General features: G+C 61.3%; 20 protein-coding genes, 1 tRNA gene and 1 riboswitch. Of the genes, 15 read left to right on the plus strand and 6 right to left on the minus strand.

The window, feature by feature from the left end; translation table 11 throughout:
• Window positions 1-3 precede the first annotated feature (3 nt).
• Both LKK40_RS07705 and LKK40_RS07710 read left to right on the plus strand, forming a co-directional pair.
• On the plus strand, window positions 4-909 hold the full coding sequence (locus tag LKK40_RS07705) for a LysR family transcriptional regulator (RefSeq protein WP_304310132.1): 906 nt from the start codon (window positions 4-6) through the stop codon (window positions 907-909).
• 202 nt (window positions 910-1,111) lie between these two features.
• A tRNA-Val gene (locus LKK40_RS07710) sits at window positions 1,112-1,185 on the plus strand.
• A gap of 100 nt (window positions 1,186-1,285) precedes the next feature.
• Here LKK40_RS07710 and LKK40_RS07715 read toward each other — a convergent pair.
• Window positions 1,286-2,515, minus strand: a complete 1,230-nt coding sequence (locus LKK40_RS07715) for an alpha/beta hydrolase family protein (protein WP_304310133.1) — start codon at window positions 2,513-2,515, stop codon at window positions 1,286-1,288.
• Window positions 2,516-2,643: 128 nt separating this feature from the next.
• On the opposite strand from LKK40_RS07715, the gene LKK40_RS07720 reads away from it, so the two are divergent.
• The 5 genes from LKK40_RS07720 to LKK40_RS07740 all read left to right on the plus strand — a co-directional run bounded on the left by LKK40_RS07720 (window position 2,644) and on the right by LKK40_RS07740 (window position 8,816).
• The gene (locus LKK40_RS07720; protein ID WP_304310134.1) at window positions 2,644-3,222 is read left to right on the plus strand and encodes a TetR/AcrR family transcriptional regulator; all 579 of its coding nucleotides are present in this window, start codon (window positions 2,644-2,646) and stop codon (window positions 3,220-3,222) included.
• A 282-nt stretch (window positions 3,223-3,504) separates the two neighbouring features.
• Window positions 3,505-5,172, plus strand: a complete 1,668-nt coding sequence (locus tag LKK40_RS07725; RefSeq protein WP_304310135.1) for a DivIVA domain-containing protein — start codon at window positions 3,505-3,507, stop codon at window positions 5,170-5,172.
• A 268-nt stretch (window positions 5,173-5,440) separates the two neighbouring features.
• Complete coding sequence (locus LKK40_RS07730; RefSeq protein ID WP_304310207.1) at window positions 5,441-7,069, plus strand: alpha/beta hydrolase; 1,629 nt, start codon at window positions 5,441-5,443, stop codon at window positions 7,067-7,069.
• Window positions 7,070-7,299: 230 nt separating this feature from the next.
• Entirely contained in the window at window positions 7,300-8,022 is a 723-nt protein-coding gene (gene recO / locus LKK40_RS07735; RefSeq protein WP_304310136.1) for a DNA repair protein RecO, read from the plus strand.
• Window positions 8,023-8,024: 2 nt separating this feature from the next.
• The gene (locus tag LKK40_RS07740; RefSeq protein ID WP_304310137.1) at window positions 8,025-8,816 is read left to right on the plus strand and encodes an isoprenyl transferase; all 792 of its coding nucleotides are present in this window, start codon (window positions 8,025-8,027) and stop codon (window positions 8,814-8,816) included.
• Window positions 8,817-8,975: 159 nt separating this feature from the next.
• On the opposite strand, the gene LKK40_RS07745 is transcribed toward LKK40_RS07740, so the two are convergent.
• From LKK40_RS07745 to LKK40_RS07760, 4 genes are all read right to left on the minus strand, one after another.
• Window positions 8,976-10,526 (minus strand): glycoside hydrolase family 32 protein, encoded by a 1,551-nt coding sequence (locus LKK40_RS07745; protein WP_304310138.1) that lies wholly within the window; start codon window positions 10,524-10,526, stop codon window positions 8,976-8,978.
• Window positions 10,527-10,715: 189 nt separating this feature from the next.
• Window positions 10,716-11,081 carry a thiamine-binding protein gene (locus LKK40_RS07750; protein ID WP_304310139.1) on the minus strand — a complete coding sequence of 122 codons (366 nt, stop codon included), beginning with the start codon at window positions 11,079-11,081 and terminating at the stop codon, window positions 10,716-10,718.
• Window positions 11,082-11,282: 201 nt separating this feature from the next.
• Window positions 11,283-13,931: a phosphomethylpyrimidine synthase ThiC gene (gene thiC / locus LKK40_RS07755; protein ID WP_304310140.1), complete on the minus strand. Its 2,649-nt coding sequence runs from the start codon at window positions 13,929-13,931 to the stop codon at window positions 11,283-11,285.
• A 221-nt stretch (window positions 13,932-14,152) separates the two neighbouring features.
• Window positions 14,153-15,229 carry a hydroxyethylthiazole kinase gene (locus LKK40_RS07760; protein WP_304310141.1) on the minus strand — a complete coding sequence of 359 codons (1,077 nt, stop codon included), beginning with the start codon at window positions 15,227-15,229 and terminating at the stop codon, window positions 14,153-14,155.
• A riboswitch (TPP riboswitch) is annotated at window positions 15,221-15,323 on the minus strand. It overlaps the preceding gene by 9 nt.
• 163 nt (window positions 15,324-15,486) lie before the next feature.
• On the opposite strand from LKK40_RS07760, the gene LKK40_RS07765 reads away from it, so the two are divergent.
• The 8 genes from LKK40_RS07765 (at window position 15,487) to LKK40_RS07800 (ending at window position 23,956) form a co-directional block, all read left to right on the plus strand.
• Complete coding sequence (locus tag LKK40_RS07765; RefSeq protein WP_304310142.1) at window positions 15,487-17,001, plus strand: glycine--tRNA ligase; 1,515 nt, start codon at window positions 15,487-15,489, stop codon at window positions 16,999-17,001.
• 60 nt (window positions 17,002-17,061) lie between these two features.
• The gene (gene dusB, locus LKK40_RS07770; protein ID WP_368491398.1) at window positions 17,062-18,267 is read left to right on the plus strand and encodes a tRNA dihydrouridine synthase DusB; all 1,206 of its coding nucleotides are present in this window, start codon (window positions 17,062-17,064) and stop codon (window positions 18,265-18,267) included.
• Window positions 18,268-18,411: 144 nt separating this feature from the next.
• Window positions 18,412-19,650, plus strand: coding sequence for a cell division protein FtsZ (gene ftsZ / locus LKK40_RS07775; RefSeq protein WP_304310208.1), 1,239 nt, complete (start codon window positions 18,412-18,414; stop codon window positions 19,648-19,650).
• 52 nt (window positions 19,651-19,702) lie between these two features.
• On the plus strand, window positions 19,703-20,173 hold the full coding sequence (locus LKK40_RS07780; RefSeq protein WP_304310144.1) for a cell division protein SepF: 471 nt from the start codon (window positions 19,703-19,705) through the stop codon (window positions 20,171-20,173).
• 195 nt (window positions 20,174-20,368) lie between these two features.
• A complete protein-coding gene (locus tag LKK40_RS07785) occupies window positions 20,369-20,647 on the plus strand; it encodes a YggT family protein (RefSeq protein ID WP_304310145.1) in 279 nt (92 codons plus the stop codon).
• Window positions 20,648-20,764: 117 nt separating this feature from the next.
• The gene (locus LKK40_RS07790; protein ID WP_304310146.1) at window positions 20,765-22,282 is read left to right on the plus strand and encodes a DivIVA domain-containing protein; all 1,518 of its coding nucleotides are present in this window, start codon (window positions 20,765-20,767) and stop codon (window positions 22,280-22,282) included.
• Window positions 22,283-22,307: 25 nt separating this feature from the next.
• Window positions 22,308-22,961 (plus strand): signal peptidase II, encoded by a 654-nt coding sequence (locus LKK40_RS07795; RefSeq protein ID WP_434735133.1) that lies wholly within the window; start codon window positions 22,308-22,310, stop codon window positions 22,959-22,961.
• Window positions 22,958-23,956 carry an RluA family pseudouridine synthase gene (locus LKK40_RS07800; RefSeq protein WP_304310148.1) on the plus strand — a complete coding sequence of 333 codons (999 nt, stop codon included), beginning with the start codon at window positions 22,958-22,960 and terminating at the stop codon, window positions 23,954-23,956. Before LKK40_RS07795 ends, LKK40_RS07800 begins: the two co-directional genes overlap by 4 nt.
• Before the next feature lie 57 nt (window positions 23,957-24,013).
• On the opposite strand, the gene LKK40_RS07805 is transcribed toward LKK40_RS07800, so the two are convergent.
• Window positions 24,014-24,508, minus strand: coding sequence for a hypothetical protein (locus tag LKK40_RS07805; RefSeq protein WP_304310149.1), 495 nt, complete (start codon window positions 24,506-24,508; stop codon window positions 24,014-24,016).
• Between the last annotated feature and the right edge of the window lie 171 nt (window positions 24,509-24,679).

The following is a 24,679-nucleotide window of genomic DNA, read 5'->3' on the forward strand; positions in this document are numbered from 1 at the left end:
AGGATGGCTGATTTTGAACTGCGGCAGGTGCGCATCTTCGTCACCGTTGCCGAGGAGCTGCATTTCCGGCGCGCGGCGGACCGCCTGTTCCTGCCGCAATCCGTGGTCAGCGAGCAGGTCAAGCGGCTCGAACATGCGCTCGGCGTGGAATTGTTCGACCGCTCGCGCAGAAACATCGTCCTCACTGCGGCCGGAATGAGCCTGCTGCCGCTTGCCCGCACGCTGTTGGATGATGCGGCCACGCTGAGTTCCGCAGCCAATGAATATCGGACCACGCGCGTGCTGCGGCTCGGCATCGGGTGCGGGATGGGCAGGCGGGTTCCGCTCGTCTTCAAGGATCTCGCCCGCAAAGGCTACACCGTGCGCGCCGTCGAGGTGGCGCCGGAGCAGCGGGCGGCCTCGCTGGCGGACGGCACGATTGACGCCGCGTTCTTCCGCGGGCGCGTCCGGGATATGACGCTGCGCAGCGAGCGCGTCTGGGAGGACAGGCTCATCGCCGCCATGCCCGAGCATCATCCGCTTGCAGGCAAGGACTCGGTGTCGATTCAAGAATTGGCTGGGTCGCCCGTGGCGTTGGCGTCGTATGACGTCAATCCGGCGCTTCACGACGTGCTGAACGAGGCTTACTCGGCTCAGGGGCTGAGACTGACCGTGGGCATGCCGTTCACCAGCGTCGAGGCCACATTCGCCGTCATGGCTGCCAATTCGACGCCGATGTGGACGCCAATCTACGAGACCTACGAGGCCGAGCACCAATATGAAGGCATTCGGGTTGTCAGCATCGAACCCGCAATCACGATTCCCACCTTCCTCGTCGCCGCACCCACCATGCAAAAACACTGGTACAGCGACCTGATAAGCACCTGCGAGACAGTTGCGATGTCGTGTGCCGAGCCAATTAGTGCGTGAATGCGTGAATGTCTTGAGTTGGAGTGTCTTCAATTGTTGAATTGATTTTCAGGGAGCCGGGCCAGGCGTATTCGTATTTCTTGATGAGCATGATATGGTCGAAGCGAGCTTTCGGGTTCAACAAATGGCGGGGATGATCCCCATCACCTTGACCACACCGCGTGGCGACACATGCAGGGGATGCGGTACAGTAGTGCGTCGCGGGCGATTAGCTCAGTTGGCTAGAGCGCCACCTTTACACGGTGGATGTCGGGGGTCCGAGTCCCTCATCGCCCACAGTGCATGTGTAGATAGTTAACCTCATTGCCGTAACGGGTTTCTATGGTATAGGGATTTGCCGGATACATACAAAATGTGTCATTTGTAAAGATTTCCTTCAGTCATGTGCCGCCGATACAGCACAAAATCGCCGATCCAGCCAGTCGAAGATGACCTGATGCGCGAGTTTCAGGTTCGTGACCTGGCAGTGCGCGTCGCCTTCGGCGTGCTCGAATTTGCGAACGGTGATATCCTGATGCCTTGCCTTCATCGCAGCGGCGAGTTCTTGGGTTTGGCGGGCCAACTCCTTGGCTTCGCCGGCTCCGAATATGAACAGGCTCGGGCAGGTGATTGACGATGTGTCGACGATGGGAGCTTCTTTGGGTGCTCTGGCGAGCACTTCGGCAAAGTCCTTGGTGCCGAACTGCCAGGCGTATTTTTCGAGACTGACTTGGAATGCTGAATTCGTTCTGCCGATGATTGCGGCGGCTAAATTCGTCAGCCAGCTCGGAGCCTTTTGCACGCCGCCCATTTCCGAAGAGAACACTTTGCCGATATCCGTGATTGGCGTACTTGCAATCCACGCCGCGACACGGGAATCGGTGGAAGCTGCCTGCGCGGTGAAGTATCCGCCGCCGCTGAGCCCGAACAGTGCGATTCGCGCATCCGGAGTCGAAGCGTTGGCTTCCAGCCAGTCCAGGCACGCCGCGATTGACGTCGAGGAATCATGACGGAAGGTGAATCCGCGATCCGGGGTTTTCCCTTGGCCGGGCAAGTCGACCATAAGTACGTTGTAGCCGTGCTGCCAGCCGGGATGTCCGCCGTAGTAAAAGAGATCTTCGCGGAAGGTGTCGCCGCCTCCGATGACAAGCAAGGTCGGTCTCGGCGCATCGTCGATTTCGAGGTAGTAGCCGGGGAGGCTGCTGCTCTCGAACGGGACTTCGATGGGTCGTATGGGCACATGACTCAGCGCGGCACCGCGCATAAATTCCTGTTCCATTTCGTGGACGATACTATTCCACGCCTTGGTATTGGGACTGGCGAAGCCCAGCGCGAATCTGCGGGCATATGCGGCTCCAAACGCGCTCTGGCCCGCCTGTTCGAGATGCCCCGACTGCACGCAGCTATCAGCTCGGCAAGAAAGAAAGCGCGCCTCGCGATAGAAGGACTCCCGCCAGCTCCTAGGGTCGCCATCCTTGACGGTAGCGACCGCCGCAAGCACCTCGCCGGGGTTCATGCCGACGATCTGGCTCACGCCCAAGGCCAGATTGAACGCGAGGTCCATGTCGGTGTTGTTGAATTTCGTGCGCTGTGACTGCCTGCGCAGTACCTCGTTCCGTCCGCCCATGTCTATTTCCTTTGTCGTATAACGATTCGTCTTGACTGGTGATTGCCGCCACAAGCGCTGTGGCAATATCGCTACTATTGTAGCGCTATAATAGTAGCGAATATATGAATATATGAAGGAGCGCCGTCATGCCGAGGCAAACCAACCGTCGCGAGCTGCTTGCCGATGCGATTATCCGCGTTCTCGCACGCTCCGGAGCGCACGGCCTGACGCATAGGGCGGTCGACAGCGCGGCGCATGTGCCAACGGGCACGACATCGCGCTATTTCCGGACTCGAGCCGCCCTGCTGCTGGCTGCCGCCCAGACCGTTCGCGACCGGCATCGCGCATATATGGAGCGTTTATCGGCAAGCAAACCGGGGCGCCAAGGCGACCTTGTAGGCGCGCTCGCCGAGCTGATTACCGACTCCACCCAGACCAACCGCGACCTCTACATTGCTCGAATCGAACTGTCTTTGGCATCGCTGCGCAATCCCGAGCTTCGCCCGATCCTCGAAGAAATCCGTGCTGCGAGCATCGCAACGGCCCGGAAACTCGCTCGCGAAGCAGGCATCGGACTGACCGAAAGCCAGACCGATGTGCTCGGCTCCCTGCTGTTTGGCCTCGCGCTTGAACGCGCAACCCTTGACCGGCCGCGCCTTACCGCGGATGACCTTGGCGCAGTGCTTGCGCGTGCGATTGCGTCGCCATCTGCTCGGCTCGTTTGATTTACGTGCCAGAGCGATGCTCCATCTCGCCCGCGAACGCATCCTCGCCCGCCCCGGAATCGGGTACAGGCCCCCATTGCGCTGATGACGACTGTTTCGATTGGATTGAACTCATAGCTTACGCGCCTATGCCGTGCGGCAGCGCGCAATCGTGCATAGCAAACTCGCAGCGGATGCGCGATAGCCGCGTGAAGGCTTCGTGCCGGGCGGAAATATCGCCGCGTCCCAATAATCGCGTAGTGTTAGGTTGTTGAATACTTATCCGTAGGAGGTCAATAGCCGATGGCTCAAGAACCTGAAACCGAGCGGGACTCGTCCGGCATCGCGCGTGCCGGCAAACGCAAGTGGGGTTACGACACCGCTCAGGTGGATGCCTTTCTGGAGCGTGCGCACTCACTGTATGAAGGCGAGTACGACAGCGAAGGCGTGCAGCTGACCCAACACGATATTCAGAACGTATCGTTTGATATGCGCAAGGGCGGGTATCTCTTCGAGCAGGTCGACGCGGCGCTTGACCGTCTCGAACGCGCAGTGGTCGACAAGCAGACCTCATGGGAGATCGGCCAGCAGGGCAGAGTGGCGTGGAAGGCGCGCAGCGAAGAGCTGTATCGGCAGATTGCGGAGCATGCCGAACGTGCGGATCGCGAACGCTTCGCGGACGGGGCGCACAAGAAGCCCTCCTATGATCGCAAACAGGTCGATCGTCTGATCGATCGCATCGTGGGCAAGGCGTCCGAAGAGCTGCAGATCGAAAACTCGTCTTTCGCGAATGACGCGAAGGGTGGCGAAGTCGACTCCAAAACCGTTTCGCGCGTGGTATTCACGCAGCGCAAAGGCGATGGCGGCTACGACGAGCGGCAAGTCGACTATTTCCTCAGTTCCTGCGTGCAGCTGCTGAGCCGCTTGGAATCCTATGATCGCATCTCGCAATATGACGACGAGCAGGCCGATTCCGCCCAGCCCGCACCGATTGCGAACAATGCGAGCAACACAAACAGCAATGCGGACAGCATTTTCAATCAGGATCGTGCAGCGTCAGGCGTGACGCCCCTGTTCGCAGCTGCGCCGCAGGAGGAGACGGCGTCGTACGCCCCCGTGCACGCAGGCGAGGAAACCGAATCCTTCGCCGCACTGAACAAGGCCGAGCAGGCTATTTATACGGCCTCGACGGCTCAGGAATCCGCGCCTTCATTCGCTCCTAGTACTCCCAGTGCGCCCAAGTCCGGTGCGCCCAGTGCCTACGGTTACGCCGCTCCGGAAAGTGCGAACGTGGGTGACGCTGCTACGTCCGTTGCTTCAACTTCGGATGCGAGCACGGCCGCACCGGAACCGGACTACGCGACCATTGCGCAGCATGGTGATGCCCATGTGGCATCGACCGAGTTTGCATATGCAGCTGGGTCCTCAAATGCGAATGCAAATGCGCCGGTGGATGCTGCCGAGACCATGTCGATTTTTTCCGGTACTGAGACCGCCGCAGAGACAACAGCCGCAGGATCAGCACAGGCCGAATGGTCCGGTGCGCCAGCAGCCGATGCCGTATCTGCCGCGCCTATTCCGTCCTTCCAGCCCGCGCGTCCGGCCCAATCCGCCGTGCAGAACGGCAATGGCCAGCACGCAGAGGCACACACAGTGGCACACGCAAAGGAAACGGATGCCACGCTTGCGGCGCTGGCTCATATGGCCGAGGTCTCCCAGGAACTGCCGAAGGTGAGTGCCACGGTGCCCGCCCCGAAGGTTCCTTCGCTGCAGACCTTCAGCATGCCGCATTTCGCAGCCGATCCTCTGCCTTCGCAACGTCACGCAGATGATGACGCAGACGATGCTGCGGATAAGAGCAGCATGTTTCCGAAGGCCGACGAGGACATGGATCTGGACATTCCCGATCTTTCTTTCCCCGGCTTTGATGGCGATTCGGGCGATTCCAACGGCACGGATGCAGTGCGCTGAGCCTGTTAATGTGCAGTGATGTCGGTGGTGTTGGGAAAGTCGATGATGCCGCGCAGCAGATGTATCGCTGGATAGGATGAAGCTCGTGTCTGATCAGAACCAAACGAACGCGCGTGAGCCGGACGCTTCACAGTCCCCGAAGATCCTGGCGAAGGCTCCGGAGAATACGGAAAATGCGGAGAGTACGGAAGGTACAGAGCGGTCACCGGCCTCGCAGATGCCGCAAACTGCGCAAATTCCGCAGGTGTGGGGCCGTGGCCGCCGGCTGATGGTGAGCGTGCCTATTTTCATTATTCTGATCGGCATCCTCGTCACGGTTTCGAATATCACCGCCGTGCCGTGGAACAAGGAACCCACCGGCCAGACCATCGAGACGCTTTCGCCGAACACCGCCGTCACCTTCCACAACCCGACCGGCACCCCGCTGCCTGGGCGCGGAAGCTACAAGGTCGTCAGTCACCACGTCACCATCAAGGCGAAGCGCCCTTCGACCGGTGAAATCCAGAACATTCGCGTACTGATCCGCGAGCCGCAGGGCGCTCCATCCGGCCGCCCCGGCGTGGTGTTCATGCACGGAGCAGGCTATGGCACCTGCGACAACTCCTTCGGCGATGTGGCCTTCGACCTGGCTTCGGCAGGGTTCGCCACCGCCGTGCCCGACAAGCCGGTGTGGTCGACCGGCAACGTGAACCGCGATTATCCCGGCTCCGCAGCCGCCTACGATCAGATCATCAATTATCTGCGCTCGCTGAGTTCGGTCGACGCCAGCAATATCGGCATCTATGCCACGTCGGAGAGCACGTGGATTTCTCCGTATCTGCTGCGTATGGACAGGCGCATCGCCTTCCAGGTGCTGCTCAGTCCTATGGTGTACTCGCCGCGCCAGTCGCTCGGGTTCATGGTCGCGCAGGACTTCGCGTTGACTGGGGCGCACGCCGGGTATCAGTCCATTGTGCGCAGGCTGTTCCACGTCGATTCCTCGATGCTTGGGCTGCAGAATCTCGATGTGCCCACGCAGTTCGACGTCGGCTACTCCATCCCGACCTTCGTGGCTTATGGTTCGAAGGACGTGATGACCGCGCAGGTTGACGGCGTGCGCAAGATCCTTGATATGGCCCACCACGCTGGCAATTGGGATATCACCGTGCGCAGCTATCCTGTGGCGAACCATGTGCTGCGGCTCGGTGATGAGGCTGACGAGGGCACGGCGCTTTCCGACAATTATGTCACCGACATGGTCAATTGGAGCCAGGGCACCGTGCGCGGGCTGAAGCAGACCAGCGAACGGGTGGCCGGCACGCGCATCTACCAATCCATCGTGGTGCCTTCCGAACTTGCGGGCGATAGGCCGCTGACGGTGTACGGCGTGGTGCTGCACATCGCTACGGTCGTGCTGCTGCTGGCAGCTGCGATTACCGCGCTCATCGCCCTGGGACTCAAGCTTCGGCATATGATTCGACGGCAGGAAGGGCGGACTCTGGGCTTCGCGCGCGGATTCGGCAATGCGCTGCTCATGCTCACCGTCACGACGATGGCCACCGTAGTGCTCTTCGTGGCAGGCTTGGGCCAGGTGATCATGGCCGTGGTCAAGCTCGGGTGGGGAGGGGCGCCGGTCGAGGATCCGGGCATGATGTATTGGAGCTGGCCCGTCATCCAGATTGTGTGCACGCTCGTGGTCTGGGCGTGGTCGCGCGTGCTGACCCGTGTGATCGAGGAGGCTTCGGCGCGCGGACTGGCGCAATTGCCGCCTCGCACCGGGGAGCTCAAGGCCGTGGTGACGGGCCGCAAGCCGGTCGTCGCCTCCACGCGGCTGGGTCGCGTGCTGTTCTGGATTACCACAGTGGCGATGCTGCATGTGCTGCTGTTCTTCGCCTTCTGGGGGCTGTTCATTTACTAATGGCTCACACTTTTTCGGCGGACCCAAAAAAGTGTGAGCCAAATGAACAGGCAAGATGGTAGCTTTCGGGTACCATAATGGCGGATTCTCAAGGTTTCATATGAATGGATACTGAACATGAAATGTTCGTTTCGCTCACACTTTTTCAGTAGCGCCGAAAAAGTGTGAGCCGTGTTCGCCGGGACAACGCGAAAACGACGTATAGTCGTGCATGATCGAGAGGAGCGCGCATGGCCTTATACCGTGATGAAGGCGTAGTGCTGCGCACCGTCAAGCTCGGCGAGGCCGACCGCATCATCACCGTGCTCACCAAGGAGCATGGCAAGATTCGCGCGGTGGCCAAGGGCGTGCGCCGCGTCAAATCGCGTTTCGGCGGGAGGCTTGAGCCCTTCATGCGCGTCGATCTGCTCATCGCCGAAGGCCGTTCGCTCGATGTCATCTCCCAAGCGGCGTCAATCGGCGCGTACGCCGCCGAGATATGCCTCGATTTCGAGGCCTACTCTGCCGCCAACGTCATCGTGGAGACGGTGGACAAGCTCGTATCCACCGAGCACGAACCCTCGCGCGGGCAGTACATGCTGCTTATCGGGGCGCTGAACGCGCTCGCCAGGCATGCGCACGATGCGCTGACGATAGGGGAGTCCTATGTCATGCGCGCTCTGGCCGAGGCTGGCTGGACGCCGCGCATGGAGTCCTGCGTGGTATGCGGTCGGCACGATGAGCTGGGCTTTTTCTCAGTGCGTTCAGGCGGCATAATGTGTGCCGCGGATCGCACGCCGGATGCGGTACGGCTCGATTCCGGCGCTCGCGAGCAGCTCTCAGCGCTTGTTGACGGCGCTTGGTCGGCTCTTGACGGCGAAGGTCTGCGGCCCGAAGTGAGCCGAATTGTTGAAGATTGGGGAGAATACTACTTGGAACGACCTATTCGTTCGTTGCGCTTGTTACATTCGTAGCTATGACTTTCGAACATGTCGACTACACGTCGCTGGACGTTCCCGCGGCCCCCTTCTCCGACCCTTCCATCGTCCCGGACTATCCCAAGGGCAAGGTGCCTCGGCATGTCGGCATCATCATGGACGGCAACGGGCGCTGGGCGCAGCAGCGCGGACTGGTGCGCACCAACGGACATCAGGCGGCGGAGCCGGTGGTGTTCGACACCATCGCCGGAGCCATCGAAGCGGGCGTGCGCTACCTGAGCCTGTACACCTTCTCCACGGAGAACTGGAAGCGCAGCCCCCAAGAAGTGCGCTTCCTCATGGGGTTCTCGCGCGACATCATCCACCGGCGAGTAGCGCAGATGGACGAGTGGGGCGTGCGCGTGCGCTGGTCCGGTCGGCGTCCGCGCCTGTGGAAATCGGTGATCGACGAGCTTGAAGTCGCGATGGAGCGCACCAAGAGCAACAAAACCATCGACGTGGTCTTCTGCATCAACTATGGCGGGCGCTCGGAGATTGCCGACGCCTGTGCGGCCATCGCCCAGGAGGTGCGCGACGGGGAGATCAGCGGCGACAGGGTCACCGAGAAGATGATTGCCCAGCATCTCTACAATCCCGACATCCCGGACTGCGATCTGGTGATTCGCACTTCGGGGGAGCAGCGCACCTCGAACTTCCTGCCGTGGGAGGCCGCCTACGCCGAACTCGATTTCGCGCCCGAACTGTTCCCCGACTACGGCCGCGAGGCCCTGTGGCGCTCCATCGACCACTACGTGCACCGCGACCGGCGCTTCGGTGGCGTGAAGAAGTAGGCGGGGGCCTAGCCCGGTATACACAAGTCGGGGGATAGCGATTTTCATGGGCGGAATTCCAACGCCGAAAATCGCTATCCCCCGACTTATGCGTGGGGTCTCGGGCGTGTCGCCGCGCGCGTGATTCCGCGCATGGGCGACGCGCCCGGACAATGCCGCCTACTCCAATCCAATGCTCTTAAGCTGGTGAATCTTAAGCGCATCGATGTGGGTCGTCCCTGACTCCGAGGTGAGCTCGATCGCGCGCGGTCCTTCGGACGGGTAGCTGTAGGAGCTGAGTACCTGTCGACCGTCATTGACGTAGACCTCGATGGAGCCGCGGTCGATGAAGATGCGTAGCTCGAGTTTGCCGCTGGCCAGCTCCGCGTCCGACAGCGGCGCAGTGCGGTAGCCACGATCGCCGCGCGCTGCGGCCTGCCGGTCGATGGCGACGCGCCCAAGCTGGTCGTCATAGGCCACATACGTATAGGAGCCATCGTTGGTGGCATGGAGCTTCAGCCCTGCGCGTTCTGCAGTGGATTGCGCAAGATCAATGGTCAGTTCGATTTCCACTGCTGCGGCGTCGTCAAGGATGACATGTTCCTCGTTATCATTGAGGTCAAGCGCACCCAGGTCGGTGGTATCCATACGCAACTCGTCGGTTTCCCTCACCGGCGCAGTGTGCAAATCGCCATCAGCGCCGAGCGTTATCTCGCGCGGCAGAGTCAGCTGGCCGCACCAGCCGTCCGACTGCATAGGCGCGGATTCACGGAATGGGCTCATCCAGCCATACATGATCTGGCGTCCGTCTGGCGCGGTGAATGATTGTGGAGCATAGAAATTGTGCCCGCAATCCCACAGACGAAATTCGGTTTCCGGTTTGAAGGGTTCGCCCGGTTTCCAGGTGCCGATCATATAGCCGGCGTTATCAGCGTTGCGGTTCATGAAACCGCGCGGCTTCGAACCCATGGCGGAGAATCCTATCACCCATTTCTCATTGCCGTCGCGGTCTGTGACCGGGAAGAAGTCAGGGCATTCAAGCATGAAGACATCCGGATCTGGATGCTCAAACAGCACGCGTTCAAAGGTCCATTCGACCATATCGGTGGAGTTGTAGAGCCACATCTGTCCGCGTTTTTGTGCCGAGGACACGCCGAAGGTCATATACCAAGTGCCCTCGGTCTTCCACACCTTAGGGTCGCGGAAGTGGGAATCTACCTTGTCTCGCGGGCAATCGACGACCATGCCACGCTTGGTGATATGGGTCAGCTCGTCGTTGTCCGGAGTGGCGAGCATCTGTACCTGCCATTCCCCTCCGGAGCCATCGCGGCCATTGGCCCAGCGGTGGCCGGTGTAATAGAAGCGCAGTTCGCCGTCGTCGCCGATAGCTGCGCAGCCGGAGAACACGCCGTTCTTGTCCTGTTCGAGGCTTGGAGCCATCGCAATCGGCTCACGTCGCCAAGCGACCATATCGGCGCTGGAGACATGAGCCCAGTGGCATTGGCCCCACTGGGTGCCGAAGGGGTGCAGCTGGTAGAACACATGCCATCGGCCCTTGTAAAAGCACAGTCCATTCGGGTCGTTGATCCACCCGCCGTTCGACGCGATATGGAACTTCGGATACCAGCGGTCATTGCGCGTCGCAGCCAGCCCCGTAACGCCAGCCTCAGCCTTGGCGAGCTCGACGTCATGGTCGCGGATAGGAGTAAGTGTCGGGTTGAAGTCGCTCATAGGTGAATCCTTCCGCCTCAGGACTGGAGTTGCGTCCGTTTTGTAGCGACAGCCTTGAGAAAATGGAACGAAAAGACCGCTGACGGCTGGTCAGCGGCGTTTTCGTACCAGAAGGCACGGGATACTGGAACGGAACGCCCGCTGACTGATTCTTAGTGGGCGTTCCGTTCCATTCTGGCTGTCTGGCGGTCAGTCTTGTTCGAGGATCTTGTCGACCAGCTCGGCTTTTGCGTGCAGCTGGCTGGTGAAGCCGGGGCGGATGTCGAGCTTGAGAGTGACGCCGGTGCGGTAGCCTTGCGAGGCGAGCTTGTAGGTGGCGTTGCGCACGACTTGCAGCACTTCGTCGAGGTCGCCCTCGATGTTGGTGAACATCGCGTTGGTCTCGTTCGGCAGCCCTGATTCGCGGATGACGCCGACGGCCTGGGCGACGTACTCGCTCAGCTCCGCACCGGTGCCGCTCGGCGCGATGGCGACGGCCGCAAGCGTGTTGATGTATGGCTTGCCGGTTTCGGGGTCCACGGGGACTTCCTGGCGGTCACTGTTGCGATCAATCATGATTCTCTTTCCTGTAATACGTGTTCCTGTAATAAGTGGTACATATAAAATGGTAGCGCCGCGATGCTGCTGCCTGAACGCCGGGAAACCGCGACGATGATGCGCATATATCGCATATATATTGTGCGCACTGGCGTCTGTGGATTCCCGGCGTTCAGGTGAATTCGTTCCTTATTGTGATTATGCCATCGCAGCGACCGCCTACTCCTTGCTGTTGGCGGCACCAGCGGCGGCTCCGCTGATTGCCTCGGTCACGGCGTGCGAGCCGGCGATGATCTGCTCGGCCTGCGAGACGACACGACGCTGCTGCGACGCGCTGCCGAACTGCTTGCGGATGTTCTGCGAGATGGCCATCGAGCAGAACTTCGGCCCGCACATCGAGCAGAAATGCGCCATTTTCGCCGGTTCGGCAGGCAGCGTCTCGTCGTGGAAGGCGATGGCGGTGTCCGGGTCGTACGACAGGTTGAACTGGTCGAGCCAGCGGAATTCGAAGCGCGCCTTGGAAATAGCCAGGTCGCGGTCCTGCGCGTGGGGGTGATGCTTGGCGATGTCGGCTGCGTGGCAGGCGATCTTGTAGGCGATGACGCCTTGCTTGACATCATCCTTGTCGGGCAGGCCCAGATGCTCCTTCGGCGTGACGTAGCACAGCATCGCCGTGCCGTAGCGCGCGATCTCCACCGCGCCGATGGCCGAAGTGATGTGGTCGTAGCCCGGCACCGTGTCGGTGGTCAGCGGCCCGAGCGTGTAGAACGGCGCGTTCTTGCAGATGGCCTTCTCCATCTCGATGTTCATGCGCACCGTGTCGAAGGGGATGTGGCCCGGCCCCTCGACCATCACCTGCACGTCGTGGTCCCAGGCGCGCTGCGTGAGCTCGCCCAGGGTCATGAGCTCAGAAAGCTGCGCGGCGTCGTTGGCGTCGGCCAGGCAGCCGGGGCGTAGTCCGTCGCCCAGCGAGAAAGCGACATCATAGCGGGCGAAGATCTCGCACAGCTCGTCGAAATGCGTGTACAGGAAGCTTTCCTGATGATGCTGCAGGCACCATTGCGCCATGATCGAGCCGCCGCGCGAGACGATGCCCGTCACTCGATCCGCCGTCAGCGGCACATAGCGCAGCAGCACGCCGGCATGAATCGTCATATAGTCCACGCCCTGCTCGCACTGCTCGATAACCGTGTCGCGGAACAGCTCCCACGAGAGCTTCGTGGCGTCATCGTCCACTTTCTCAAGCGCCTGATACATGGGGACCGTGCCGATCGGCACCGGCGAGTTGCGCAGAATCCATTCGCGCGTGGTGTGGATGTCGTTGCCGGTCGACAGATCCATCACCGTGTCCGCGCCCCACTTCGTGGCCCAGGTCAGCTTCTCGACCTCGTCGTCGATCGAGGAGGTCACGGCGGAATTGCCCATGTTGGCGTTGAGCTTGACGAGGAACCGTTCGCCAATGATCATCGGCTCGCTTTCAGGATGGTTGATATTGCACGGCATCACCGCACGGCCCGCAGCCAGCTCGCTGCGCACCAGCTCGACATCGCAGCGCTCGCGTTCGGCGACATAGCGCATCTCCGGCGTCACGATGCCATGCCGCGCGTACCACATCTGCGTCACCGGATGGTTGCTGCCCCGCATGGGCTCGTGATGGCGGCCGCGCCATTCCTTGGTGGCCTTGCCGCGTTTGATAGCGGTTTTGCCGTCATCGGCGAGGTTGCGGCTTCGCCCTGTGTACGTCACCGTGTCGTTGCGGTCATGAATCCAATCCAGGCGCAGCGGGTCGAGACCGACCTTCGGATCGCATGCGGGTCCTTCGGTGTTGTAGTCGCGGAAGGGCTCGTTCGGCCCCTGGCCCGGCGTGTCCTCCAATACGATTTCGGTGTATGGCACTTGCAAGTCATAAGTGCCGTGCTGGTTCTCGAAATGCACGTCCTTGATCTTTCGGACATGCACCTTGTCGCGCTGCTTCGAGCCGCGCGCGGCGATATCGACGGCCTGCTGCTTGGCAAGTCGGGCCGCATCCTTGGCCTCCTTTGCATTGAGGAAGCCGTGTGCCTCCTTGCGCTGCTCATGCACTTTGGGCGCGGCGGCCTGTGATGAGTCGTCGGCTGGTCGTGTGGCATAGCCGTGCTTGGCTTCCCCGCGCACGCCGCGCCATGCGTCGAACATCGCGCGGGTGGCGGCCTGCGGGTCGTCGGCGCCCGCGATGGCGGAGACGACGAACCAGCCGGCCGCCTTGGTGCTGGCGAGCGGGGCGATATCCTGCAACTTGACGCCGCCGCCCACGACCACCGGGTAGTCGCTGGCCTCGCAGATCGTGTTGATCAGGTCCAGGGTGAGCAGGTGCTTGCTGCCGTCATCCTCGACCACGATTGCCTCGGGCTTGGTCGTGGAGCGGTGCAGCGGGCCGGCGCCAATATAGTCAATGCATCCGGCGGGCAGTTCATTGATGAGGCTGACGAGGCTTTCGGTTTCGGCGGACAGGCCGATGATGGCGTCCGGGCCCAGCAGCGTGCGCACCTGGCGCGGCTCCATATCGGTCTGCCCGATATGCACGCCATCGACTTTGACGCCTTTGCTGCGGCACTGCCAGACCACGTCGGCGCGGTCGTCGATCACGAAGGCGACGGTATCGGCGCGGTCGTTGTCTTCGATGATCTGCGCGATGTCCTGCGCCATCGTCGTCAGTTCCTTCGCGTCGGCGTTCTTGGCGCGCAGCTGGATGAAGGTCGCGCCGCCGCGCAGCGCCTCCTCGACCACGTCGGCTATCGGGCGGCCTTTGGTGTCTTCGGGGCCGACGACGAAGTAGACGGAAAGATCGAAGTTGTCACGCATCGATGCGTAAGGGTATGGGGCACTCATGGTGTTTCTCCTTGGTGGCGGAGTTTCCGCCGGGTTGGTTTACATGAAGAGATGAATTGGGCTGGTTTGGGGAAAAGAGACGAATCGGGTTGCGATTGTGTACATTCCTGAGAATGTGCGATGCAGTATGTGTCCTGTTCCTGCATCGGGAGCACGCTGCCGCACTGCCTGTATACCTGTGTGTGATGAGCCGCAATTGCGCGCGGCCGCTTCGCGTAGGTTTAGCGGTCTGCAGAGGGCTCAGTAGGTTCAGCGGGCACGGCGACAATCGGCGATGCTGCCACTTCGTCGGCGTTGACGGCATACAAGGCGTCGAGGAAGGCGCTTTGGAAGGTTCCCGGACCGTCGCTGGTCCGTTCGGCGCGTTCGGAAGCCCGATTGTAAAGCAGGCTGGCTGCCAACGCGGCGGTCAGCGGGTCGCTGACCGCCAGATAGCAGGCGAGTACGCCGCCGAGCGAGCAGCCCGCACCGGTGATTCTGGTCATCATGGCGCTGCCGCCGGGCAGCCGGTAGGCATGCGTGCCGTCGGTCACCAGGTCGACAGCTCCCGACACAGCCACGGCCGCCTTGCCATCAGGCGCGGCGGCGGCGAGGAATCGGGCCAGCGTCATGGCTGCGTCAAGCGCGTCGTCCACATCATCGACGGACTCCACCCCGGCAGGGCGCGTGGCTGTGGACGTGTCGTCGGCATCATCGTGCAGTTTCCAGATGTCGCACAGCGCCAGAATCTCAGAAGCATTGGCGCGCACGACGGTGGGTGGCGCGGTTTTGAAGGATTCGAGAATCGCGGTGCGCGTAGAGCCTGCGCCCGCGCCGACCGGGTCGAGCACCCAATGATGCGACTGCTCGCGCCAGAACTGCGAAATCTTCGCCAGCTCCTCGCGGTAGAAAGGCTGCAGCGTACCGACGTTGACATAGCTCGCGCCGGCGATTGCGGTCATATCCACGACCTCGTCGTAGATCAGGCTCATCGCCGCGCTGCCGCCAACGGCCAACTGGGCGTTGGCCACGAGGTTCATCGTGACGAAATTCGTAAACGACGGTGCCAAGGGCCTTGTCGTCTTGACCGCCTCGACTGCCTGTCTGATGCGTGTGCGCAGTTCGTCGTGCGGCGGGACATCCGAAAGAATTTGCGAAGCATCGTCGTGGTCGGCAGTGTAACCGTCGTCGTAATCGTCTCGGACAGTATCGTCTCGGTCGATGTCGTCTTGGTCATCAGATGCGTTGCTGTGATTGCGATATGCGTCGTCGGCAATGACGGCACCGCCTGGACTGGATGGGTTGGCTGAATCGCTCATGAATGCGCTCCCTACGTCGGTCTTAGCCAAACAGGTTCGAAGGGTCAGGCACATGCCTATCTCAGCCCCGTACGGGGCACCCCTGCACTTACGAGACACACGCTAGAAGCAAATGCGGACAAGCGCGGGACACGCTCGGGTCGCGCGGCGCGAGTCTCGCGCGGCGAGCCTGAGACGGCCATTGCTCGTGTCATTGTCAGGCATTACACTCTATTCGGTTATCAACGTTGCAAAATGTCTCAAAAGTAAGGTGTGCTGTGGCTGTCTCTAAGCTCGATGAAGTCGTATCGCTCGCGAAGCGTCGCGGGTTCGTGTTCCCCGCCGGCGAGATCTACGGCGGGACCCGTTCCGCGTGGGATTACGGCCCGCTCGGCGTGGCGCTCAAGGACAATATCAAGCGCGAATGGTGGCGCGCGATGGTCACCACGCGCGGCGATGTGGTCGGTGTCGACACCTCGATCATCCTGCCGACGCAGGTGTGGGTCGCCTCCGGCCACGTCAAGGTGTTCAACGACCCGCTGGTCGAATCGACGATCACTCACAAGCGCTACCGCGCCGACCATCTTGAGGAGGCCTTCGAGCGCAAGCACGGTCGCATGCCCGAAAGCTGGGATGAAGTGCCGGATCCCGAAACAGGGGAGCGCGGGCACTGGACCGAGCCGCGCGACTTCAACATGATGCTGCACACCTCGCTCGGCCCCGTCGAGGACGAGAATTCGCTGCATTACCTGCGCCCGGAGACCGCGCAGGGCATTTTCGTGGACTTCAAGAACGTCATGACCTCCTCGCGCTCCAAGCCGCCGTTCGGCATCGCGAATATGGGCAAGTCCTTCCGCAACGAGATCACGCCGGGCAACTTCATCTTCCGCACGCGCGAATTCGAGCAGATGGAGATGGAGTTCTTCGTCGTGCCCGGCACGGACGAGGACTGGCACCAGTACTGGATCGACACTCGCACCCGCTGGTACACGGACCTCGGGATCGACCCGGCAAATCTGCGCCATTACGAGCATCCGAAGGAAAAGCTCTCGCACTACTCGAAGCGCACGGTCGACATCGAGTACAAGTTCGGCTTCCAAGGCTCCGACTGGGGCGAACTGGAAGGCATCGCGAACCGCACCGACTTCGACCTCTCCGCGCACGCCAAGCATTCGGGCGAGGACCTGAGCTACTTCAACCCGACCAGCGGCGAACGCTATGTGCCGTTCGTCATCGAGCCCGCAGCCGGCCTGACCCGCTCGCTTATGGCCTTCCTCGTTGACGCCTTCGACATCGACGAGGCACCGAACACCAAGGGCGGCGTCGACAAGCGCACCGTGCTGCGGCTCGACCCGCGTCTGGCTCCGGTCAAGGCCGCGGTGCTGCCATTGAGCAAGAAGCCTGCGCTGCAAGGCATCGCGCATGATCTTGCCGCTGAACTGCGCCAGCACGATTGGATGATCGACTACGACGAGGCCGGTGCCATTGGCCGTCGCTACCGCCGCGAGGACGAGATCGGCACGCCGCTGTGCGTCACCGTCGATTTCGACACGATTGACGACCATGCCGTGACGATTCGCGAACGCGACACCATGCAGCAGGAGCGCGTCAGCCTTGACAAGGTCGCCGGCTACGTGGCCGAGCGCGTGGCCGAGCGCCGCGTGCGCTACCCGGAGGGACCGGTCAGCATCGTCGGCACCACTGCGGCTGACGGCGGCACGGATGTGACCAAGGAGAGCGGCGAGGACCTGAGCGCTCCGGTGAAGGTCGCCGAGGCCGGCGGCAAGTACTGATCGCCGATTGCGGCTTCGGTGCGACACTACCATCAGAACATAGTGATGTTGGGATGAACTGTGACAGAAACTGCTACTGCTGCTAGGGGCGATGCTTCGGCGATGACCGCTGCTGCGCCGGCCATCGAACCGGTGGACTTGGGGCCGATTCATATCCCCACCCCGGTTGTGCTTTCGCCGATGGCCGGCGTCACCAACTGGCCCTTTCGTGTGATCTGCGAGGAATACGGCCCCGACGGGCTGTATGTGGCCGAGATGATCACCGCACGGGCTTTGGTGGCTCGCAATCCCAAGGCGCTGCGGCTGTGCCGCTTCGCGCCAAGCGAGAAGATACGCTCGTTGCAGCTGTACGGCGTGAACCCGGCCATCGTGGCACAGGCCGCGCAGATGGTGGTCGACGGCGGCATGGCCGACCACGTCGATCTGAACTTCGGCTGCCCGGTGCCCAAAGTCACGCGGCGCGGGGGAGGCTCGGCGCTGCCTTGGAAGATGGATATCTTCCGCGATCTGGTCTCTCGTGTCGTCGCGGTCTGCTCCAAGGCGAATATCCCGGTCACGGCGAAGATTCGCGTGGGCATCGACCATGAGCATGAAACCTATCTCGAAGCCGGCCGTATCGCCCAGGAAGAGGGCTGCGCGGCCGTGACGCTGCACGCGCGCACGACGGCCGAGTACTACGGCGGGCATTCAGACTGGCATCGCATCACTGAATTGGCGCAGACTTTAAGCATTCCGGTATTCGGCAACGGCGACATCTGGGGCGCGGAAGACGCGCTGGACATGGTGCGCCAGACCGGATGCGCCGGCGTCGCTATCGGGCGCGGCTGCCAAGGTCGGCCGTGGCTGTTCGCCGACATCAAGCACGCCTTCCAAGGCAATTCGGAGCGCATCAACCCGAATCTGGGGGAAGTCGGGCGCGTCATCATGCGCCACGCCCGGCTGCTCGTGGAGTTCTTCGACGGCGATGAGCATATGGCCGTGCACGATCTGCGCAAACATATCGCCTGGTACCTCAAAGGTTTTCCAGTCGGCGGCTCGACCCGCAAGGCCTTCATGGAATGCGAAAGTCTGGCGGATGTCGAGCGCGAAATCGCCCGGCTCGATCCCGCGCTGACGCTGCCCGAACGGGTGATCGATGCACCGCGCGGGCGCGTTCGCTATGCGAAGAAAGTTCACCTGCCCTATGGATGGCTGGACTCGCGCAGCACGACGCATGACGAGCGCGAGGCCCTGTTCGGAGACGACCCGATGGACGCGGGTTACTGAGCATCCGATTTCGTTTGCGAAGTGACGGCATGTCGTTCTCGTAGGCGAAAGTGGAAAAAAAGATGGATACACGCGCGAAAAAATGCCGATACGGCCCGATTCTGCGCTAGAGTAAGGCATAACCGTGAATGACAGGAGACTATGGTGAGCGAGATTGCCCAGACTGACAATTTCAACGACAAGACCAATATTAAGGTAGTCGGTGTCGGTGGAGCCGGCGGCAATGCCGTCAATCGCATGATTGCCGAAGGTCTGCAGAACGTTGAATTCGTAGCGGTCAATACCGATGCAAAGGATCTGCTGAGATCCGATGCGGATGTGAAGATTTCGCTTAACGACGCTTCCAGCCGAGGCCTCGGCGCCGGAGCCGACCCCGAGAAGGGCGCGAAGGCGGCGCAGGATCATCAGTCGGATATAGAGGAGTCGCTCAAGGGCGCCGATATGGTGTTCGTGACCTGCGGCGAGGGTGGCGGCACCGGCACCGGAGCCAGCCCCATCGTTGCGCGCGCGGCTCATCAGCAAGGGGCGCTCACCATCGCCGTGGTGACTCGGCCGTTCTCCTTCGAAGGCCCGCAGCGCGCCGCTTCGGCGAAGATGGGCATCGAGAATCTGCGCAACGAGGTCGATGCGCTTATCGTCATCCCCAACGACCGGCTGCTTGAGCTTTCCGACCGCACCATCGGCATCGTCGATGCGTTCAAAACCGCTGATACGGCCCTGTTGGCCGGCGTGCAGGGCATCACCGACCTGATCACGATGAACTCCTACATCCATGTCGATTTCCAGGACATCTCCTCGATTCTGCGTGGTTCGGGCACGGCGCTCTTCGGCATCGGCTCGGCGCGTGGCGAGGACCGCGCCGCCCAGGCTGCCGAAATCGCCATCAGCTCGCCGCTGCTTGAGGAAAGCGTCGAGGGCGCGCACGGCGCGCTTATCAACATCGCCGGCCCGACCGACCTCAAGCTGCAGGAGGCTTCCGCAGCTACCGAGCTGGTGCGCAAGGCGATTCACCCCGAGGCGCAGATCATCTGGGGCCTGGCGCTGGACGACGCCTATGGCGACGAGGTGCGCGTCACCGTCATCGCAGCGGGTTTCGATGCGAACTCGAAGAAGCCCGAGGCATCGGCTGCTGCGCCGCTTGGCGGTCAGCCCGCCGCCCAGGCCGCGCAGCCTGGGGCATCTGCCCAGCCGAGGGAAAGTGCCCAGGTGCCGCCGCTCGTGCAGGGCCGTACGCCCGATTTCACGCCGGGCAATGGCGACGCCGCCTCTCAGTCTCTTGACGACATCACTTCCAATGGACCGGTTCCCGACGACGCGACGAATGATGATGGGTTCTCCGCAAACGATCCGGGCGATCTCGACATCCCCGACTTCCTGCGGTGATGGTCGCAATGGTACTGATGATGATGCGTAAGGCTGAACGAAAGGAATGTGCATGGCGGGCTTAATGAAAAGCGCGATGTCGTATCTTGGCATGAGCGATGTGGTCGATGAAGAGGATGACTTCGCCGTGCCGAACGACGACGACGTTTCCTCCTTCGATTCGGATCACACGGTCGCGCCGGCGAGCCAGTCAGCGGCATCCGCGGCTCTGCCGCAGCGCGAGGCAAGCCCGTTCCCCAGCAGGGTCAGCCGCATCACGACGATTCACCCCAAAACCTATGAGGACGCGCAGCTTGTTGGCAGGGCCATACGCGATGGCGTGCCCGTAGTGCTCAATCTGACCGGGGTTCCTGAGGCCGTGGCGTATCGCATTGTGGACTTCTCTGCAGGCGTTGTTTTCGGCGTGCGCGGGTCGATCGAGCGCGTCACCCCGCGCGTGTTCCTCTTAAGCCCGGCGCAGGTCAATATCAAGGTCGAGGAGCCGAAGCAGGCTAATTCGGCGCGGGACCTGTTTTCGGAATAATCTCTGGGAGTAATTGTCTCTGGGAATAATTGCAGTTTTGTCTATGCATGTGCCTCGGCCATAAGCGCCGAGGCACATGCATAGCCGATGGGACGCACTGTGCTCATGCGGCGGTGCTGAGCTGCATTCGCATGGCATTATTCATATGGCATTCCGCGCCGCGCTGATTATGAGCCTGTTGGTAGGGTTGGGCACATGCTGACTTTATTGCTGAGCCTCATTGATTGGCTGATTGGCGCGTACATCACCGTGCTGTTCATTCGCATGATTCTTGACTGGGTGTCGATCCTCGCCCCTCGGTGGCGTCCGCGCGGCGTCATCGCCTCGCTGGTGTACGCCATCTACTGGCTTACCGACCCGCCGCTGCGTTGGTTACGGCAGTACATTCCCCCAGTGAGACTGGGGGCGTTCTCCCTCGATGTGAGTTTCATCGTGCTCTATTTTGCGCTGATTGTGCTGCAGATGATCATTTGAATGGCTCAAATAGCGCCATGACAGGGCCTAAAACTACGTAAAGGCGCGAAGTCCGTGATAGCATCGGTGTGATAGCAACACATCGAGGCTTCACGCCCAAAGCGAGGTGTAGGATTTATGGCTCTGTTGACGCCCAAGGACATACGGGAGCATACCTTCCAGACGGTCCGATTCAAGGAAGGCTACGATGTCGACGAAGTTGACGACTTTCTCGATCAAGTAACCGAAACCGTCGAGGCACTGGGGAAGCAGGCCGTACAGGCCGGCGGCCAGTCCACACAGGCGCTGGGGCCTGATGTGGCGAACCTCAACGCGAAGATTTCCGAGCTGACCGCGCAGGTGCAGTCGCTGCAAGGCGATAATGAGAACCTTCGAGCTGCAGCGTCGCAGCAGGGGCCTCAATCCGCGCAGGTCGATGCTTCGAAGCTGAGCGAGGCTGAGGAAAGCAACCGCGCTCTGGTCTCGCAGAACGAGCAGCTCAAGGGGCAGGTGGACCGCCTGACCGCTCAGGTCGACCAGCTCACCGCTCAGGCGGCAAAGGCTTCCGGCAATGAGCAGCTGGGAGAGCAGCTGGCAGCGATACAGCATGAACGCGATGAGATCCGGGCGAACAATGATTCGCTCAGCCATGAGGTCGCGACCTATCAGGAGCAGCTCGCCGCCTGCAAGCAGGATCTCGCCGTCACGCAGAACAAGGTTTCCGCGTATGAGCAGCAGATTCCTCAGTTGCAGCAGCAGGCTTCGCAGCTGCAGGATATCTCCCGCCAGCTCGAAGAGTCCAAGCAGCGCGAAGAGCAGCTGCGCACCCAGGTCTCGAAGATCGAGCCGAATACTGAAACCGGAAGCCTGCAGAAGATCGCCGGAGCCGCGTCAGGCGCTACGAGCGAACCCGAGCGGGCCACCGCGATGCTGACGCTCGCCATGCAGCTGCATGACCAGTATGTGGACAAGGGCAAGGCTCAGGCTCGTGAGATCACCGAAGCCAGCCAGGCCAAGTACGAGGAGCTCGTCTCCCAGGCCAACAGCTATTCCAGCAGGACTCGCGACGAGGCGGACGAGTACGGACGACAGACTCGCGCAGACGCTGAGGCTTACTCCGATCAGACCCATGCGCAGGCTGATGACTACTCGAACAAGACCCGCGCCCAGGCCGATGAATACTCGAATCAGACTCGCGCCCAGGCCGACGAGTACTCCGACAAGACGCATGCCGATGCGGACGCATATGCACAGGAGACGCATCGCGTCGCCGACGAATATTCGGACAAGACCCGTGCGGACGCGGACAACTATTCGGCGCAGACGCATCAGGCCGCCGACGAGTACTCCGACAAGGCCCGTGCCGATGCTGAGGGCTATGTCAAGGACAAGCACGTCGAGGCGGACAACTACGAGGCCGAAGTGCAGCGCCGTTCCGCGGAATACGATTCGAAGACCCGTGCTGCCGCCGAGGACTACGCAAAGCAGGTGCGTGGGAATCTCGAGGCCCAGTCGAAGGTCATCGAAGGCAATATCCAGGGACTCAAGCAGTTCGAAACCGAATACCGCACCCGGCTCACCGACTTCCTCGGCCAGCTGGTCTCGCAGGTCTCGGATACGGACAACTACGGTCACCTGGATCAGTCCAAGGACTGACCGGTAGTTCTGCAAGATGACTGATATGCATCACGGACGGCTGCGCATTCGCGTAGCCGTCTTTGCATGTGTCGCACTCATGGCACTTGCTCTTGACCAAGGCACCAAGGCCTGGGCGCAAAGCAATCTTGGCGATGGACGCAGCATCGAGGTGGTTCCCCATGTGCTGTCGCTGACGTTGATTCATAATCCTGGTGCCTCCTTGGGGCTTGGCTCCTCGCGGACCTGGCTGATTTCGTTGCTCGCTGCGGCCGCTTGCATCATGCTGGTGGTGCTGGCGATCAGAACCGATTCCATGCGTTGGACCGTCGCCTTCGCGCTGGCCTTCGCCGGCGCGGCGGGCAATCTCTATGACCGCATCGCCTATGCTGACGGATTCCTGAACGGCAAGGTCGTGGACTTCCTCAATTACGGATGGTCCATAGGCAATATCGCCGACATCGTGCTGATGGTGGCTGGTGCGTTCATAGTCGTGCTCATTCTGCGCGGCGTGCCGTTTGGCAAGCATTCGCTGAACAAGTGGGTTCCCGTCGGCGCAGACCCCGCTGCTGCCCAAGGCATTCAGGGGTCTGGGAAAGTGCAGGACCTCCGGGAGCCTCAGGGTTCTCAGATGTCTCAGGGGAGCGAACACAGTCAGCAGGTCGACGCGGAGCATGATGGGGGAGCCCTCGAAGCATGAGTTCGTTGGTTCCTGCTCCCGATGGACTCGTCGGCGGGCGTTTCGATGTTGCCGCGGCGAAAATGCTGGGAGTTTCGCGCGCGAAGGCCGCAGAGCTTATCGAGGCTCAGCAGGTGCGCCTTCTCGGGCGCACGGTGCACAAGTCCAGTGCGCTGCTGTCCGGCGATGTCGTCGAATTCGACATTGCCGAGGAACAGCACGAGGCTGAGCCAATCGCCGACGATATGGCCATCGCCTACGAGGATGAGGACATCGTCGTTGTGGACAAGCCTGTCGGCGTGGCTGCACATGCCTCGGTGGGCTGGGCTGGGCCTACCGTACTCGGCAGTCTTATCGGGCGTGGTGTGCATATCACCTCCTATGGTGCGCCGGGGCGGCAGGGCATCGTGAGTCGGCTGGATGTGGGGACGAGCGGACTGATGCTCGTGTGCAAGTCTGAACTGGCCTACAAGGAGATGCGTCGGCAGTTCGCGCAGCATGAAGTGGTGAAGATATATCACGCGCTGGTCCAGGGCAACCTCACCGAGGACCGGGCCACCGTCGACGCCCCCATAGGGCGGGCGAAGGTCAGCGATTTCCGTTTCACCATCACGCCTGCAGGCAAGCCGGCCATAACCCACTGGGATGTGCTCGAACGCTTCGGCAAAGCCACCCTCGCCTCGGTGAATCTGGAAACAGGGCGAACCCATCAGATTCGCGTGCATTTCTCTTCAATCGGGCATCCGCTGGTAGGGGACGCGATGTACGGGGCCAATCCGGTCCTCGGGAGCAAGCTGGGACTGGACCGCCAGTGGCTGCATGCGATGCGACTCGAATTCCGACATCCGCGCACGCATGTCTGGACGACGGTCGACTCCCACTATCCGCCCGACCTGCAGCATGCGCTTGATGTTCTGGGTGCCGAGCGCACTGATCGTGACAGTGCTGATCGTGACCATGCAGATCGTAATCGCGCAGATTCGGACACAGCAGAGTCTCACGCGCAAATCGTGTGACAGGCCTGTGCACTCTATGCAATGGATGCGTGGGCATAACGCGTGCGATACGTACGCCTACCAGGGTCCGAGCATGATAATTCCAAAGGCAACCAGCGGCAGCAACGCCAGCACCATAGCGATGGCCGTCATATTTCGATCGTGCCCTGCTCGCGCCATGGCTTCCGTTTGATCTCGGATGGAGGGTCGCTGTTTCCTTGCTATTACAGCAAAGATCAGCGCTGTGACTGCGCATGTTATGCACGCAGGAATAGCCAGGGCAAAGCCCAGCAGCACGATTACATCGGCCGGATCATAGCTTCCCCGATGCAAATAGGCGAGTCCGCCCCACACCGCGAAGGCAAGCAGCGATGCTGCTGCGCCCAGCGCCAAGGAAACGATGGCAGTCGGCGAGTAACGAGAGTGTCGCTTTGGTTTTGGCTGCCCGTAGGGGCGGTTCAAGCCACTCGGATGTGGTTGCTTATGCACAGTGTTTTCCGCTTGCTTGGTGCCGCCAGCAGGTGTCGTCTGCGCAGGATCAGGGCGGATTCGCTGGGTGTCGTCGGGTCTCATAGCCACTCCTTCATACGGGGTTCGTCATGCTCGTTGTCTCAGGTCTGCCTAAGAACCGTTGCTGCTGTGCTGCGACAGACCTGATACCAGTGTCATCGATAACCAACCATGAGCGCCACCCCGATCGACCAATGTGGTCGAACGCTTCGAGTTATCCACATTTCGGCGTGT

The organism is Bifidobacterium tibiigranuli (genome assembly GCF_022655035.1).
In the GTDB taxonomy this organism is placed as follows: domain Bacteria; phylum Actinomycetota; class Actinomycetes; order Actinomycetales; family Bifidobacteriaceae; genus Bifidobacterium; species Bifidobacterium tibiigranuli_A.